This window comes from Microbacterium sp. LRZ72 (assembly GCF_033792225.1).
In the GTDB taxonomy this organism is placed as follows: Bacteria; Actinomycetota; Actinomycetes; order Actinomycetales; family Microbacteriaceae; genus Microbacterium.
In genome coordinates this window covers 178647-192611 of record NZ_JANGEX010000003.1, presented here as the reverse complement: position 1 = coordinate 192611, position 13965 = coordinate 178647, and the positions used below count along the sequence as shown (strand labels likewise).

Sequence of the window (13965 nt, the reverse complement as noted above, 5' to 3'; positions counted from 1 at the left end):
ACTGCGGGCGGGTGGCACGACACGCCGCCCTCCGCCCGCCGGCCCCGGCGTGGCGGTCGACCCCGCCGCGGTTGTGCCCGAGCGGGCACGGCGCTCAGGCGTGGAAGACGGCGTGCACGTCCTCCCCGGCGAGCGCGCGGCCACCGAGGTCGTCGAGCTCGAGCAGCACGGCCGTCCCGGCCACGGCGCAGCCGAGTTCGCGCACCAGGCGCCGGCCGGCCGCCAGCGTCCCGCCGGTCGCGAGCACATCGTCGAGCAGCAGCACGCGGCATCCGGCGGGCAGGTCGTCGTGGGCCTCGATCGTGGCCGTGCCGTACTCCAGGGCGTAGTCGACGGATGCCGCCGGACGCGGCAGCTTGCCGGCCTTGCGGATCGGGACGAGCCCGACCCCTGCGATCGTCGCGGCCGCGCCCGCGAGCAGAAAGCCGCGCGCCTCGAGACCCGCCACCACGTCGAACGTGCCGTCGAACGGCCCCAGCAGCGCTTCGACACTCGCCCGCAGGGCCCGGGCGTCGGCGAGCATCGGCGTGATGTCGCGGAAGAGGATGCCGGGCTCGGGGTAGTCGGGGATCACCCCGATCAGCGACTCGGCGCGGGCGAGGGCGGTGGTGTCGGGCGCAAGCGCGCGATTCACCCTATCCGCGGGGGACGCGGGTGCCCGCTCGCGCACAACTCCGGCGCGACGGTCGCGGCCGGCGGCGGCGCCCGCGTAATCACGGGGGTGGTACGACCCGCCGCAGGAGATCCGCCGGAGTTGCGAACGCCGCCGCCCGCCGCCCGGCCCTGAACGCCCCCTCGCTCTGCCAGTAACCTGGGGCTCATGACTTCGACGCAGGAGGACACGGCTGCGCTGCACGTCGACGCCGAGCCGGGTGCCGAGTGGTGGCGCACCGCCGTCATCTACCAGATCTACCCCCGGTCGTTCGCCGACGCATCGGGCGACGGCATCGGCGACCTGCCGGGCATCACGGGGCGCCTCGACGAGCTGGCCTCGCTGGGGGTCGACGCGATCTGGCTGAGTCCGTTCATGACGTCGCCGCAGCGTGATGCGGGGTACGACGTCGCCGACTACTGCGATGTCGACCCGCTGTTCGGCACCGTCGCCGACTTCGACGACATGATCGAGGGCGCGCACGCGCGCGGCATCCGCGTCATCGTCGACCTCGTGCCGAACCACTCCTCCGACCAGCACGCCTGGTTCCAGCGGGCGCTGACGGCGTCGCCGGGCAGCCGTGAGCGCGCGCGCTACATGTTCCGCGACGGGCGTGGCGACCAGGGCGAGCTGCCGCCCAACAACTGGGAGTCGGTCTTCGGCGGGCCCGCCTGGACCCGTGTGACCGAGCCGGACGGCAGCCCCGGGCAGTGGTATCTGCACCTGTTCGACATGTCGCAGCCCGACTTCGACTGGTCGAACGACGAAGTGCGGGAGGAGTTCCGCCGCATCCTTCGGTTCTGGCTCGACCGGGGGGTCGACGGCTTCCGCGTCGACGTGGCCCACGGGCTGATCAAGAAGCCCGGCCTGCCGGACTACACCCCGCCGGCCGAGGCCGACTCGATGGGCGGGAACGAGGCGGACGTGCCGTATTGGGGCCAGGAGGGCGTGCACGAGATCTATCGCGACTGGCACGACCTGGTGGGCGAGTACGCGGGCGATCGCGCCCTCTGCGCCGAAGCCTGGCTGCCGACCCCCGAGAAGACGGCGCTCTGGGTGCGTCCCGACGAGATGCACCAGGCCTTCAACTTCGCCTACCTGCAGACGGCGTGGGATGCCGCGGCCCTGCGCGAGGTCATCACCGAGTCGCTGCGGGCCTTTCCCGCCGTCGGCGCCCCGGGCACGTGGGTGCTGTCGAACCACGACGTCGTGCGCCACGCCTCGCGCCTGGCGCTGGCCGCGGACCACCCACAGGGACACGGGATCGGGCCCGCGACCCCCGACAAGCCGGACCTCGAGCTGGGCTTGGCCCGCGCGCGCGCCGCGACGACGCTCATGCTCGCGCTGCCCGGCTCGGCCTACCTCTACCAGGGCGAGGAGCTGGGCCTGCCCGAAGTGGTCGACCTGCCCGACGACGCGCGCCAGGACCCCACCTGGTTCCGCACGCACGGCGAGCGGTACGGCCGCGACGGATGCCGGGTGCCGATCCCGTGGGCCGCCGACGAGCTCGCCTATGGGTTCAACGACACGGGTGAGTCCTGGCTGCCCCTGCCGGCGGAGTGGGCGCGGCTCGCCCGCGACGTGCAGGCGGCCGACCCCGATTCGACGCTCTCGCTCTACACGCGGCTGCTGGCCGAGCGCCGGGAACGCGGCCTCGGGGCCGGGTCGCTCGAGTGGGTCGAGGGCTTCGGCGACGACGTCGTGGCCTTCGCCAACGGCGCGACCACGGTCGTCGCGAATCTCGGCACGGCGCCGGTCGCGCTGCCGGACGACGCCGAGGTCGTCCTCGCCAGCGGCCCGCTGCCGGACGGCCTCGTCCCTCCCGACACGGCGGTGTGGCTGGCCCCGAACCGGTAGGCGCACGGGCGGATGCCCCCGGATGACGCCGGGTGCCGCATCCGCGCCGCCGCCGTAGGCTCGGTGCCATGAGCATCGACCTCGAGGCCCTCTACACGGATCTGCACAAGCATCCGGAGCTGTCGTTCCACGAGACGCGCACCGCCGGGATCGCCGCCGGCCACCTGCGGGCGCTCGGGCTCGAGGTGGAGGAGGGCATCGGTGTCACCGGGGTGGTCGGCGTGCTGCGCAACGGCGAGGGCCCCGTCGTGTGGCTGCGCGCCGACATGGACGCGCTGCCCGTGGAGGAGCAGACGGGCCTCGCCTACGCGAGCACCGCGCACGGCATCGCCCCATCGGGGGCCGAGGTGCCGGTCATGCACGCGTGCGGCCACGACATGCACGTCACGGCGCTCATCGGCGCGCTGGAGCGGCTCGTCGAGCAGCGCGCGGACTGGTCGGGCACGGTCGTGGCGATCGTGCAGCCGGCCGAGGAGTTCGGGGCCGGGGCGAAGGCCATGATCGCCGACGGCGTGCTGGAGCGATTCCCCCGGCCCGAGGTCGTGCTCGGGCAGCACGTGACGCCGCTGCCGGTCGGCACGATCGGCGTGCGCGCGGGAACCCAGATGTCGGCATCCGACGGCCTGACGGTCACGATGCACGGCCGCGGCGGCCACGGCTCGCGCCCGCATGCCACGATCGACCCGGTCGTGATGGCGGCGGCGGCGGTGATGCGCCTGCAGACGGTCGTCTCGCGCGAGACCGACCCGCGGGATGTCGCCGTCGTGACCGTCGGGTCGATCCACGCCGGCCTGAAGCACAACATCATCCCCGCCGAGGCGCGGCTCGAGTTGAGCTTGAGGTACCCCGACGACGCGGCGCGAGAGCGCGTGCTCGCCCGCGTCGAGCGCATCCTGCACGCCGAGGCGCAGGCGTCCGGCGCGGAGGTGCCCCCGACCATCGTCACCGACCACACGCTGCCCCCGACGATCAACGACGCCGAGGCCACCGCTCGCGTCTCGGCGGCGGTCGAGCGCGCTCTCGGTGCGGGCACGGTGATCGATCCCGGCATGTTCACGGGCAGCGAGGACGTCTCCTGGTTCGCCCGTGAGGCCGGCGTTCCGCTGGTGTTCTGGTTCTTCGGCGGCATCGACCCGCACGCGTACGCGGCGGCGGTGGCCGGCGGCACGCTCGAGCGCGACATCCCGACCAACCACTCGCCGTACTTCGCCCCGGTCCCCCGCCCGACGATCGAGGTCGGCGTCAGCGCCCTCGCCGCGGCCGCGCGCGAATTCTTGGACCCGGTCCAGGGCACAGGCGTGCGGCGTAGCCTGGAGAGGTGAACCCCCCAGCCCTGGACGTCGATGCCGTGCGGGCGGACTTCCCGTTCTTCTCCCCCGGCGATGGCGGCATCCCGCCCGCCTACCTCGATTCGGCGGCCACGAGCCAGAAGCCGCGCGTCGTGCTCGAGGCCGAGCGCGGCTTTCTCGAGGGCGCGAATGCGGCCGTGCACCGCGGCGCCCACACGCTGGCCGCCGAGGCGACCGAGCTGTTCGAAGACGCCCGCGAGAGCGTCGCCCGCTTCGTCGGAGCCGAGCCCGACACGTTCGTCTGGACCGGCGGCGCAACGGCGGGTCTGAATCTGCTGGCCTACGCGATCGGCAACGCCTCGGCGGGGCGCGGCGGCGCCGCGGCCCAGCGCTTCAACCTGTACGCCGGCGACGACATCGTCGTGACCGAGGCCGAGCACCACGCCAACCTCGTGCCCTGGCAGGAGCTCGCGGCGCGCACCGGCGCGACGCTGCGGCACATCCCGGTGCTCGACGACGGCACCCTCGACATGGACGCCGCAGCCCGCATCATCGGCCACCGCACCCGCATCCTGGCGTTCCCGCACGTGTCGAACGTGCTGGGCATCGTCAATCCGGTCGCCGAGCTCGTCGAGCTGGCTCACGCGGTGGATGCCGTCACCGTGCTCGACGCGTGCCAGTCGGTGCCGCATCTGCCGCTGGACCTGCCGGCACTCGGCGTGGACTTCGCGGTCTTCTCGGGCCACAAGCTCTTCGGCCCCTACGCCGTCGGCGGCCTCTACGGGCGCGGCGACGTGCTCGAGGCGCTGCCGGTGTTCTTGACCGGCGGATCGATGATCACCGAGGTGACCCTGGATTCCGCGGGCTACCTGCCGCCGCCGCAGCGCTTCGAGGCGGGCACGCAGCCCGTGTCGCAGGCCGTGGCGCTCGCCGCCGCCGTGTCGTACCTGGACGACATCGGCCACGACGCCATCGCCGCGCACGAGGCGATGCTGGCCGAGCGCATGCGCGACGGTTTGCGCAGCATCGACGGGGTGCGACTGTTCGGCGACACCGACCACGCGGCGAGGGTCGCGCTGTGGACGTTCGACGTCGAGGGCGTGCACGCCCACGACGTCGGGCAGCTGCTGGATTCGCGCGGGGTCGCCGTGCGAGTCGGGCACCACTGCGCCCAGCCGCTGCACCGCCGGTTCGGGCTGACCGCGAGCGTGCGGGCGAGCGCGGCGTTCTACAACACGATCGACGACGTCGACCGCATGCTCGACGGGGTCTCGGGCGTGCGCGCGTTCTTCGGGGCGGCCTGATGAGCGGCCTCGAATCGCTGTACCAGCAGCTGATCCTCGATCACTCCAAGCATCCGCACGGCACGCCCCTGGCCGACGAGGAGGGCCGCCACGCGGCCTCGCACCAGCGCAACCCGGTATGCGGCGACGAGATCACGCTGCGCGTGCGCCTGGCCGACGACGGCACGATCCGTGATGTGACATGGGACGGCAGCGGATGCTCGATCTCGCAGGCGAGCGCCTCGATGCTCGCCGACCTCGCGGCCGGGATGCCGGTGGCCCCGGCATCCGCCCTCATCGACCGCTTTCGCGAGGTGCTGCGCTCGCGCGGCAAAGCCGAACTCGACGTCGAGGAGTTCGGCGACGCGGCCGCCCTCTCGGGGGTGTCGAAGTACACGGCGCGGGTGAAGTGCGCGATGCTCGCGTGGGTTGCGCTCGAGGACGCGCTGGCCCGCGCCTGACACCACCGGCGGGCGTCCCCGCTCAGCCCATGACCTCCCTCTCGAGCCGCGCGAAGCTGGCCTCCATGCCCTCGGTCATGCCCGTGGCGAGCACCGCGTCGCGGGTGTCTCTGTCGGGGTACTCGATCAGCACGGTGACGAGGGTGACGCCGTGCTCCTCGACGAGCGACAGGTCGTTCATCGTCGAGGGGTAGTCCGTCCCCGTCATGTGCTCGGTCGTCACCATCCGTCGCGGCGGATCGACCAGCACGGTCTCGCCGTCGAAGCCGAATGCCTCGCCCTCCGTGTCCCCGACCGGTTCCCATTCGAACCGGTACTGGCCCCCCGCGGTCGGGTCGACCTCGCAGATGCTCATGCGCCAGCCGTCCGGCCCCAGCATCCACTTCTTCATCAGCTCGGGGTCGGTGTGGGCGCGCCAGACAAGCTCGCGCGGACCCTCGATCAGCCGGGTGATGCGCACGTGTGTGTCGCTGAGCAGCTCGGTCTGGGTGCCCTTGCCCTGTGCGTACTCGCGCAGTCCCTCGAGCACGAGGTCGAGCTGGTTCATCGCCATCGTCGAGCCCTCGACCGCGCCCATCGCCACGATCTGCTCGAGCGCCTCGTTCGAGGCGAAGTAGGTGACGTTCGTCATGCGGGTGCCGCCGTCCACGGCCGTGAACTCGTACGTCGTGCGCATCGACGGCAGCCCCTCGACCGGGTCGCCGCGTTCGTCGGTGAAGCTGTCGAGCACCTCGAACCGGTGCGGCTGCTCGATCGCCAGGAACTCCCACGCCCCCGGCGCCCGCTCCCCCTTGGGGCTCGTCATGTAGTACGCCACGCGACCGCCGACGCTCAGGTCGAACTCGGTGAAGGTCGCCGGCCATCCGGGCGGGCCCCAGAACCGCGCGAGCTCGCGGGGGTGGGTGAACGCCTGCCACACGCGCTCGGGCGGGGCGGCGAACTCGGCGACGAGCGTCATGGTCAGGGCTTCGGGGTCGGTGGTCACGTCGGTGACGGGCATGTCAATCTCCTTCGATGGATGCCGGGGGCGGCGGAGGCGTGGTGAGGATCTCGTCGAGGCGGTCGATGCGCGCCCGCCACATCTCCTGGTAGCTCTCGAGCAGCAGTCGCGCGCGCGCGATGCGGGCGGGGTCGGCCCGCACGAGGCGCTCCCGACCCTCGGCCCGCTTGACGATCAGCCCCGCCGCGGCCAGGACGGAGACGTGCTTCTGCACGGCCGGGAACGACATCGAGTACTCGCGGGCGAGCGACGAGATCGAGTGCTCGCGGGCGAGGGATCGACGCAGGATGTCGCGGCGCGTCGCATCCGCGAGCGCGTGGAAGACCGCGTCGATCTCGGTGTCGGACAGAGGATATGTAACCATTTGGTTGTAGATTAGGCCCGCCCGCGGCCTCGGTCAAGGGTTTCGTTCCGTCCCCTCGCCCCCACCCCGCTCGCCCCCACCCCGCTCGCCTGTCACAAAACGCTCTCCTGCGCCGCTGCGCGCGTCGTTCTCCGACAGGCGAGCGGCCAGCGGAGGCGTGGGCGCCGAAGGGAACGAGGCGAGGGGCGCCGACGGGACGGGGAGCGTGGGCGGACGGGGCAGCGCGGGGCCTGACCGCCTCGGCGGCTCGCCCACGGCACCCCGGCTAGACTGAACCGGTCCGGCATCCCGTGATCTTGGAGCCCAGCCACGTGACCAGCCCCACTCCCGATGGCCCCACTCCCGGTGGCCCCGTCGCCGTCTCTCCCCGACCCGCCACCGACACGGTCGAGAACGCGGCCGCGACGCCCGAACGGGAGCAGCCCTACGGCACCCTGGGCCTCAAGCCCGACGAGTACGACCGCATCCGCGAGCTGCTGGGCCGACGCCCCACCAGCTCCGAACTGGCCATGTACTCCGTGATGTGGAGCGAGCACTGCTCCTACAAGTCCAGCAAGGTCTATCTGCGCGAGTTCGGCCGGCGCATGACCGAGAAGATGCGCGAGAAGCTCATGGTCGGCATGGGCCAGAACGCCGGCGTCGTAGACGTGGGCGAGGGCTGGGCCGTGACCTTCAAGGTCGAGAGCCACAACCACCCGAGCTACATCGAGCCGTTCCAGGGCGCCGCCACCGGCGTCGGCGGCATCGTGCGCGACATCATCTCGATGGGCGCCCGTCCCGTCGCGATCATGGACCAGCTTCGTTTCGGTGCGATCGATCACCCCGACACCGCCCGCGTCGTGCACGGGGTCGTGAGCGGGATCTCGTTCTACGGCAACTGCCTGGGCCTGCCGAACATCGGCGGCGAGACCTTCTTCGACCCCGTGTACCAGGGCAACCCGCTGGTCAACGCGCTCGCGGTCGGCGTGCTCCGTCACGAGGACCTCAAGCTCGCCAACGCGAGCGGCACCGGCAACAAGGTCGTGCTCTTCGGGGCCCGCACCGGCGGCGACGGCATCGGCGGCGCGTCGATCCTCGCCTCCGACTCCTTCGACAGCACGGGTCCAACCAAGCGCCCCGCCGTGCAGGTCGGCGACCCGTTCGCCGAGAAGGTGCTCATCGAGTGCTGCCTCGAGCTGTACCGGGGTGAGCTGGTCGAGGCTATCCAGGACCTGGGGGCGGCCGGCATCTCGTGCGCGACCAGCGAGCTCGCCGCCAACGGTGGTTCGGGCATGAAGGTCGACCTCGAGAACGTGCTGCTGCGCGATCCCACGCTCACGCCCGAGGAGATCCTCATGAGCGAGAGCCAGGAGCGCATGATGGCCATCGTCGCGCCCGACAAGCTCGACGCCTTCCTCGCCGTCACCGGCAAGTGGGATGTCGAGACCAGCGTCCTCGGCGAGGTGACCGGCGACGGCCGCCTGCTCATCGACTGGCACGGCGAGCGCATCGTCGACGTCGACCCGTCGACCGTGGCGATCGACGGACCGGTGTACGAACGGCCCGTCGCGTTCCCGGACTGGATCGAGGCTCTGCAGGAGGACTCGGCCGGCGTCCTGCCGCGCCCCGGCGACGCCGAGACGCTCCGCGAGCAGTTCGTCCGTGTGCTCGGCAGCCCGAACGTGGCCGACCCCTCGTGGATCACCGACCAGTACGACTACTACGTGATGGGCAACACCGCGCTGTCGTTCCCCGACGACGGGGGCATGATCCGCGTCGATGAGACGTCGGGTCTCGGCGTCACGATCGCGACGGACTGCGACGGCAGGTTCTGCCAGCTCGACCCGTACGCGGGCGCTCAGCTCGCGGTGGCCGAGGCCTACCGCAACGTCGCCGTCACCGGTGCCGTACCGGCCGCGGTGACCGACTGCCTCAACTTCGGCAGCCCCGAGAACCCAGAGGTGATGTGGCAGTTCAGCCGCACCGTCGAGGGTCTGGCGGACGCGTGCCGCGAGCTCGGCATCCCCGTGACGGGCGGCAACGTCAGCTTCTACAACCAGACCGGCGACCAGCCGATCTACCCCACCCCCGTCGTCGGCGTGATGGGCGTCATCGACGACGTCGCGCGCCGCATCCCGAGCGGGTGGCAGGATGCGGGCGAGAACATCTACCTGCTGGGCGTCACGGCCACCGAGCTGAGCGGCTCGGAGTGGGCGAGCCGCATCCACGGCCACCTCGGCGGGCGTCCTCCCCGGGTCGACCTCGACGCGGAGCGCCGGCTGGCCGCGCTGCTGCACGCCGCCGGCCAGCAGTCGCTCATCTCGAGCGCCCACGACCTCTCGCGCGGCGGGCTGGGCCAGGCGCTGGCCGAGGGCATCATGCGCTTCGGCGTGGGTGCGCGGGTGTGGCTGCGCGAGATCATGGAGCGTGACGGGGTGGATGCCGCCGCGGCGCTGTTCTCCGAGTCCACCGGCCGCGTGCTCGTCACCGTGCCGCGCGAGGACGACGTGAAGTTCCGCGGGCTGTGCGATGGCCGCGGCTATCCCGCGCTGCGCATCGGCGTCACCGACGTCCCCCCGGCGGGCGAGCCGGCGCTCGAGGTGCAGGACCTGTTCACGGTGCCACTCTCGGAGCTCGAGCGCACCTGGCGCACGACCCTGCCCGACGCGTTCGGGCCGACGGTGGGCTCGACGGCCGCCGCGGCCGCCGCGATCGCCGCAACCGCCGGAGGCGCCGATGTCTGACGAGGACTACGGCGACCTCGGCGAGCGCCGTCAGAAGCGGATGCGCTTCGTGGCGTGGACCGTCATCATCGCGCTCATCCTGGGCGGCGGCGGCGCCACGGTCATCTCGCTGCTCTTCGGCTGAATCCGGGGCCGGTCATCCGGCGGACGTGGTTAGCATGGCGGCATGGACCCTTTCTTCGCGTTCGCCGCGGAGTTCTGGTGGCTGGGCCCCGCCGTGATCGCCGGCGGAGCCGCATCCTTCGCCGGCATCCGCTACGCACGCCACCAGCGCGCACGCACGCTCGAGTACGCCGCCGCCCGGCACGAGCTCACGGTCGCCCGCACCCGGCTTCTGTCGGCGCGTGCGCAGGCGAAGAACGCCCAGGCGACGATGCTGGCTGCCAAGAGCGCCCGCCAGAGCGGGCACGGTTCGAGCGGCGAGCTCGATGAGGCGCGGCGCGCGATCGACGAGGCGCAGCGGGAGCTGCGGTCGGCCCAGACGGCGTTGCGCGGTCGCCGGCTGTCCGTCAAGGCGGCGCGTGCCACGCTGCGGGGAATGCCGCACGACGACGAGCATCTGCCCCTGCCCCGGCTCATCGCCGAGCATGACGCGGTACTCGCAAGCTGGGTGGCGTACGAGACGGACCCGGAGAAGGCGATCGCCTTTCCGACGATGAGCGACGCGCGGGTGCCCGCGACCGCCGCGCTTCTGACGTCGATCGACAAGGCCCGGTGGCTGCGACCGCCTCCGGGCAGGCCCACGCTGACACCGGAGGAGTTCGCGCGCTACCGCGCCGCCGTGACCGAGCTCGGCGCCACGTTCCATGCGGCGGAGGCGGCAGCATGGCGCGCGGCGGGAGCATCCGGGCGGCCCCCGGGCGGCACCCCCGGCCCGGGTCTTCCCCCGCACCTGCGCGGGGCGTGGGAAGACCTGCTCGAGAATGCCCGCGCCGCGGCGGTGTCGGCTGCGGCGGCGGCGACGGAATCCGCTCGCGACGCCCTGTGGCATGCGGCGAAGCGTTCACCCCGGACGGACGCGCATCGGCCCGAAGCTCCGCCGGCCGAACCGCAGAATCCGTCCGGCGCCACGAAGCCGGATGCGGCATCCGGTGAGGGCGGGTCCTCCTCGGCAGCCGACAAGACGCCGGGATCGATCTGAGCGCTCTCCCTCCGCTGCACGCCCGATCCGCGGACCTCTCGGCCCCGGCCCGCACCCGCGCGGGTACGCTGTGCCGCATGGACCTGCCTCGCTCGGGCCGGGATTCCGCCGCCCCCCTCACCCCCGCCGAGTACATCGCGCAGGTCACGGCCGTCCACGACGCGGTCACCGCGCGCTGGCTGGCGTACGAGCTCGACGTCGGCAAGCGCATCGAGCGTCCCGAACTCAGCGATGGCCGGCATCCGCTCACCGCTGCGTTTCTGCGCGCCAAGCGCGAGGCCGATCTGCTGCGACCGGGTCCCCGCGTGAGGTGGATGCCGTGGGCCGAGCTCGTCGCCTATCGCGAGGCGGTCGACGCCTACGCGCGCGCCTTCGCGGCGGCTGAGCGCCCCGGCGCCGACTCGCACGAGGCCGGCGACGGCCCCGACTCTCCCACACCCTCGCCCGACCTCCCGACAGCTCCCGGCACTCGCGCGGGTCGCGTGATACGAGCCCGACGTCGAGCCTAGGCGAGTGATTTCTTTGGGCTACGTGGTCGTATCTGCAACGGACCACGGGCCGAGGACACGAGGTCGCTGAGCGGTGGAGCACATGCGAGAGGCGCTCAGAACGGCGCCGGCTCAGAACGACGCCACTCAGAACGGCGCGGGTTCCTCCGGGTCGGTGAAGCGCACCATCGATGGCGGTGTGTCGATATAGACCAGCCCGCCCGGCGACGTCCATTCCAGGACGCCGTGGTCGAGTTGTTTCACTTTCCAGGGTGTTTCGCCTTTGACTGTGTGATGTCGTCGGCAGAGCGCCGCCAGATTCCGCACTTCGGTTCTGCCGCCTGACGCGTAGTCGAGGGTGTGGTCGAAGTCGCACCGGTGGACGGGTTGCCGGCAGCCGGGGAACCGGCAGTGCTGGTCCCGCACCCGCAGGTGCCGTTTCATGTCTGCGGAGGGGGTGTATCGGTCGACGGCGAGGATCCCGCCGGTGATCGGGTCGGTCAACACCCGCTCCCACCCGGGAGCCCGGCCGGCGAGCTCGCGGGCGGTGTCGATGTCGACCGGCGCCCGCCCCACCAGCTCGGCGGGTTCGGCGGTGATCCCGGCCAGCGCGGTCGCCGAGACCGTGACGTTGACCACGGCCGTGATGGATCCGAGCCCGCCGTACCCGTCGGCCAGCCCTTCCCCCGTGTCGATGTTCGGGGTGGAGGTCAGGAGCGTGTCGGCGGCGATGTCCGCGCGGATCTGATCCAGGGTCCGCGGTTCGTCTGGGTCGGTGTTCTTGATCTCTTTCGCCTGTTCGGTGAGGCGGTCCTGGATGCCGCGGATAAGGGTGATCGGTTGGACGATCAGGATCCCACCCATCCCGTCCTCCAGGTCCTGCACCGATGTGCCCCGCTTCGCCCGCGCCTGCTGGTGCCGCTCGGTCAACGACCGGGGCTGCAGGTCCTCCGACAACCGCCCGAGCGCCGCCCGCAACCGCCCGGGTGTCGTCTCCGCCGCGCGCTCCAAAGCCTCCCGCTCGAACATTGCCCGCGCGGCGCTGTCCTGGATCGGCATGCCGTGGTCGACGATCGCCGTCACGTGCCCTCGCGCGATCGCGCCCTGTTCCCATGCGTCCAGGGTCGCCGCAAAATGCCGGGCGATCATCGCCGCTTCGTCCATCCGCCGCTGCACGGTCCGGTCGGGCTGCCTGGCCGCCGCCCCGAGCTCCGCCGCGAGCGCCCGGACCGGCAACTCCGCCTCCCGCGCCGCCGCAGCGGGCAGCGCCGCCACCCGTACCTCGGCGAGGGTCTCGGCCTCGGCCAGCACCCGCGCCACCGCGGCCTGCGCCGCCGCTTCGGCCCGACACGCGGCCGCATACCGCTCCGCAAGATCCCGCGCGGCAGCATCCACGCCGTCCACATTCCTCGCCTCGCGGCCCACCACGACTTTCGTATTCATGTTCGAACTCTACGGCTGGCCACCGACATCCATCCCCGGAAAGACGGCACTTTCTGGCGACCCGTCAAAACTTCTTCATGAAACCTTTCTCATCTGTCATCGCGAGCCGGGCGCCCATCTGTCCCCGCCCTTGATGCCCGCCGACCCTCTCCGCTGGCGGCAGGGGATCGCCAACGTCGGCGGCGTTGTCGGCGATGCTCTCGCGCACCGAGAGCCTCTTGATCAGCACGCCCCTAGCCGGGCCCGCCGTCGCGCCTCGCCGACACCGCCCACGACGAAGAGCGGGCCCCGGCCGAAGCCGGGACCCGCTCTCAGGATCCGATCGAACGGAAGATTACTCCGTGACGATCGTGTCGAAGGCGTCGGGGTGCTCGTCGAGCCACGCCTGGACGGCCTCGGCTTCCTGGCCCTCTTCGTACTCGTTCACGACCATGTCCTCGAGCGCGGCGTACTGCGCGTCATCGAGCTGAATGCCCTCGATGAGCTCGGCGGCCTCGGCGCAGCGCTCCGAGAATCCGCTCGTCGCGAGGAAGTGCAGAGCCTCAGCCTCGCCCATGGCACCCATCGGGTCCTCAAGGTCGCGCAGGTTGTACGCGTCGTTGGCCCAGAACGGACGCCACGAGGTCACGACGATGTCTTCTTCGTCGGCGATGGCGTTCTCGAGCTCGGTGAGCATCGCCGCGGTCGACGACGTGATCAGCTCGTACTCGTCCCCGAGCTCGTACTCCGGGATGGCCGAGTCCTGCACCTGGGCCGTCAGGCCGGCGCCGGGCTCGATGCCGATGATCTCGCCGCCGAACATGTCGGCGTTGCCGGCCAGGTCCTCGATCGACTGGATGTCGACGTAGTCCGGCACCGCGAGCGTGAGCTTGGCGTTGTCGTAGTACGCACCGAGGTCCTCGATGTCGTCGCCGTACTCCTCCATGTAGGAGGCGTGCGTGAGCTCCGGCCATGCGGACGGGTAGATGTCGACGTCGCCCTGGGCGAGGCCCGCGTAGAGCGGTCCGGCCTCGGTGAGCTCTTCCATCTCGACGTCGAAGCCGAGCTGTCCCAGCTGGTTCTCCAGCAGGTACGCCGTGCTGAGGCCGTCCGTCCACGAGGGCAGGAACCCGAGCGTGATCGTGCCGCAGTCGGCCGCCGACGCGTCGCCTCCGGCATCCCCGTTGTCTCCGCCGTCGCTGCTGCAGCCGGCGAGCACCAGGGTGGATGCGGCGCCGAGCGCCAGGATGCCTGTCAGGTTTCGATTTCTCATGTTGCTTCCCTT

14 protein-coding genes are annotated in these 13965 nt (G+C 71.8%); 8 read left to right on the top strand and 6 right to left on the bottom strand.

All coding sequences use genetic code 11. From position 1 onward, the window contains the following. Positions 1-94: 94 nt before the first annotated feature. Entirely contained in the window at positions 95-634 is a 540-nt protein-coding gene (locus M4I32_RS05730; protein ID WP_319033510.1) for an adenine phosphoribosyltransferase, read from the bottom strand. 186 nt (positions 635-820) lie between these two features. On the opposite strand from M4I32_RS05730, the gene M4I32_RS05725 reads away from it, so the two are divergent. The 4 genes from M4I32_RS05725 (at position 821) to sufU (ending at position 5542) form a co-directional block, all read left to right on the top strand. Beyond that, positions 821-2509 (top strand): glycoside hydrolase family 13 protein, encoded by a 1689-nt coding sequence (locus tag M4I32_RS05725; RefSeq protein WP_319033509.1) that lies wholly within the window; start codon positions 821-823, stop codon positions 2507-2509. A 68-nt stretch (positions 2510-2577) separates the two neighbouring features. Beyond that, positions 2578-3831, top strand: coding sequence for an amidohydrolase (locus M4I32_RS05720; protein ID WP_319033508.1), 1254 nt, complete (start codon positions 2578-2580; stop codon positions 3829-3831). Further along, a complete protein-coding gene (locus M4I32_RS05715; RefSeq protein WP_319033507.1) occupies positions 3828-5102 on the top strand; it encodes a SufS family cysteine desulfurase in 1275 nt (424 codons plus the stop codon). Before M4I32_RS05720 ends, M4I32_RS05715 begins: the two co-directional genes overlap by 4 nt. Next, positions 5102-5542, top strand: coding sequence for a Fe-S cluster assembly sulfur transfer protein SufU (gene sufU / locus M4I32_RS05710; protein ID WP_319033506.1), 441 nt, complete (start codon positions 5102-5104; stop codon positions 5540-5542). The genes M4I32_RS05715 and sufU overlap by 1 nt, the downstream gene beginning before the upstream one ends. A gap of 22 nt (positions 5543-5564) precedes the next feature. On the opposite strand, the gene M4I32_RS05705 is transcribed toward sufU, so the two are convergent. Beyond that, positions 5565-6542 carry an SRPBCC family protein gene (locus M4I32_RS05705; RefSeq protein ID WP_319033505.1) on the bottom strand — a complete coding sequence of 326 codons (978 nt, stop codon included), beginning with the start codon at positions 6540-6542 and terminating at the stop codon, positions 5565-5567. A 1-nt stretch (position 6543) separates the two neighbouring features. After that, positions 6544-6906, bottom strand: a complete 363-nt coding sequence (locus tag M4I32_RS05700) for a metalloregulator ArsR/SmtB family transcription factor (protein WP_319033504.1) — start codon at positions 6904-6906, stop codon at positions 6544-6546. A 311-nt stretch (positions 6907-7217) separates the two neighbouring features. Here M4I32_RS05700 and purL point away from each other — a divergent pair, with 311 nt between their 5' ends. The 4 genes from purL to M4I32_RS05680 all read left to right on the top strand — a co-directional run bounded on the left by purL (position 7218) and on the right by M4I32_RS05680 (position 11279). Beyond that, positions 7218-9629, top strand: a complete 2412-nt coding sequence (gene purL / locus M4I32_RS05695; RefSeq protein ID WP_319033503.1) for a phosphoribosylformylglycinamidine synthase subunit PurL — start codon at positions 7218-7220, stop codon at positions 9627-9629. Further along, complete coding sequence (locus M4I32_RS05690; protein ID WP_319033502.1) at positions 9622-9753, top strand: hypothetical protein; 132 nt, start codon at positions 9622-9624, stop codon at positions 9751-9753. The genes purL and M4I32_RS05690 overlap by 8 nt, the downstream gene beginning before the upstream one ends. Before the next feature lie 42 nt (positions 9754-9795). Next, complete coding sequence (locus tag M4I32_RS05685) at positions 9796-10770, top strand: TolC family protein (RefSeq protein WP_319033501.1); 975 nt, start codon at positions 9796-9798, stop codon at positions 10768-10770. 77 nt (positions 10771-10847) lie between these two features. Further along, the gene (locus M4I32_RS05680; RefSeq protein ID WP_319033500.1) at positions 10848-11279 is read left to right on the top strand and encodes a hypothetical protein; all 432 of its coding nucleotides are present in this window, start codon (positions 10848-10850) and stop codon (positions 11277-11279) included. A 126-nt stretch (positions 11280-11405) separates the two neighbouring features. On the opposite strand, the gene M4I32_RS05675 is transcribed toward M4I32_RS05680, so the two are convergent. The 3 genes from M4I32_RS05675 to M4I32_RS05665 all read right to left on the bottom strand — a co-directional run bounded on the left by M4I32_RS05675 (position 11406) and on the right by M4I32_RS05665 (position 13953). Further along, a complete protein-coding gene (locus M4I32_RS05675; protein WP_319033499.1) occupies positions 11406-12701 on the bottom strand; it encodes an HNH endonuclease signature motif containing protein in 1296 nt (431 codons plus the stop codon). Positions 12702-12765: 64 nt separating this feature from the next. Continuing rightward, positions 12766-12930: a hypothetical protein gene (locus tag M4I32_RS05670; RefSeq protein WP_319033498.1), complete on the bottom strand. Its 165-nt coding sequence runs from the start codon at positions 12928-12930 to the stop codon at positions 12766-12768. 105 nt (positions 12931-13035) lie between these two features. Beyond that, positions 13036-13953 carry a glycine betaine ABC transporter substrate-binding protein gene (locus M4I32_RS05665; RefSeq protein WP_319033497.1) on the bottom strand — a complete coding sequence of 306 codons (918 nt, stop codon included), beginning with the start codon at positions 13951-13953 and terminating at the stop codon, positions 13036-13038. Positions 13954-13965 lie beyond the last annotated feature (12 nt).

Excerpts from the sequence above, each read along its gene's own strand:
- M4I32_RS05725 (WP_319033509.1), top strand. The coding sequence starts at position 821 with ATGACTTCGACGCAGGAGGACACGGCTGCGCTGCACGTCGACGCCGAG.
- M4I32_RS05720 (WP_319033508.1), top strand. The coding sequence starts at position 2,578 with ATGAGCATCGACCTCGAGGCCCTCTACACGGATCTGCACAAGCATCCG.
- sufU (WP_319033506.1), top strand. The coding sequence starts at position 5,102 with ATGAGCGGCCTCGAATCGCTGTACCAGCAGCTGATCCTCGATCACTCC.
- M4I32_RS05705 (WP_319033505.1), bottom strand. The coding sequence starts at position 6,542 with ATGCCCGTCACCGACGTGACCACCGACCCCGAAGCCCTGACCATGACG.
- M4I32_RS05700 (WP_319033504.1), bottom strand. The coding sequence starts at position 6,906 with ATGGTTACATATCCTCTGTCCGACACCGAGATCGACGCGGTCTTCCAC.
- M4I32_RS05690 (WP_319033502.1), top strand. The coding sequence starts at position 9,622 with ATGTCTGACGAGGACTACGGCGACCTCGGCGAGCGCCGTCAGAAGCGG.
- M4I32_RS05685 (WP_319033501.1), top strand. The coding sequence starts at position 9,796 with ATGGACCCTTTCTTCGCGTTCGCCGCGGAGTTCTGGTGGCTGGGCCCC.
- M4I32_RS05680 (WP_319033500.1), top strand. The coding sequence starts at position 10,848 with ATGGACCTGCCTCGCTCGGGCCGGGATTCCGCCGCCCCCCTCACCCCC.
- M4I32_RS05675 (WP_319033499.1), bottom strand. The coding sequence starts at position 12,701 with ATGAATACGAAAGTCGTGGTGGGCCGCGAGGCGAGGAATGTGGACGGC.
- M4I32_RS05665 (WP_319033497.1), bottom strand. The coding sequence starts at position 13,953 with ATGAGAAATCGAAACCTGACAGGCATCCTGGCGCTCGGCGCCGCATCC.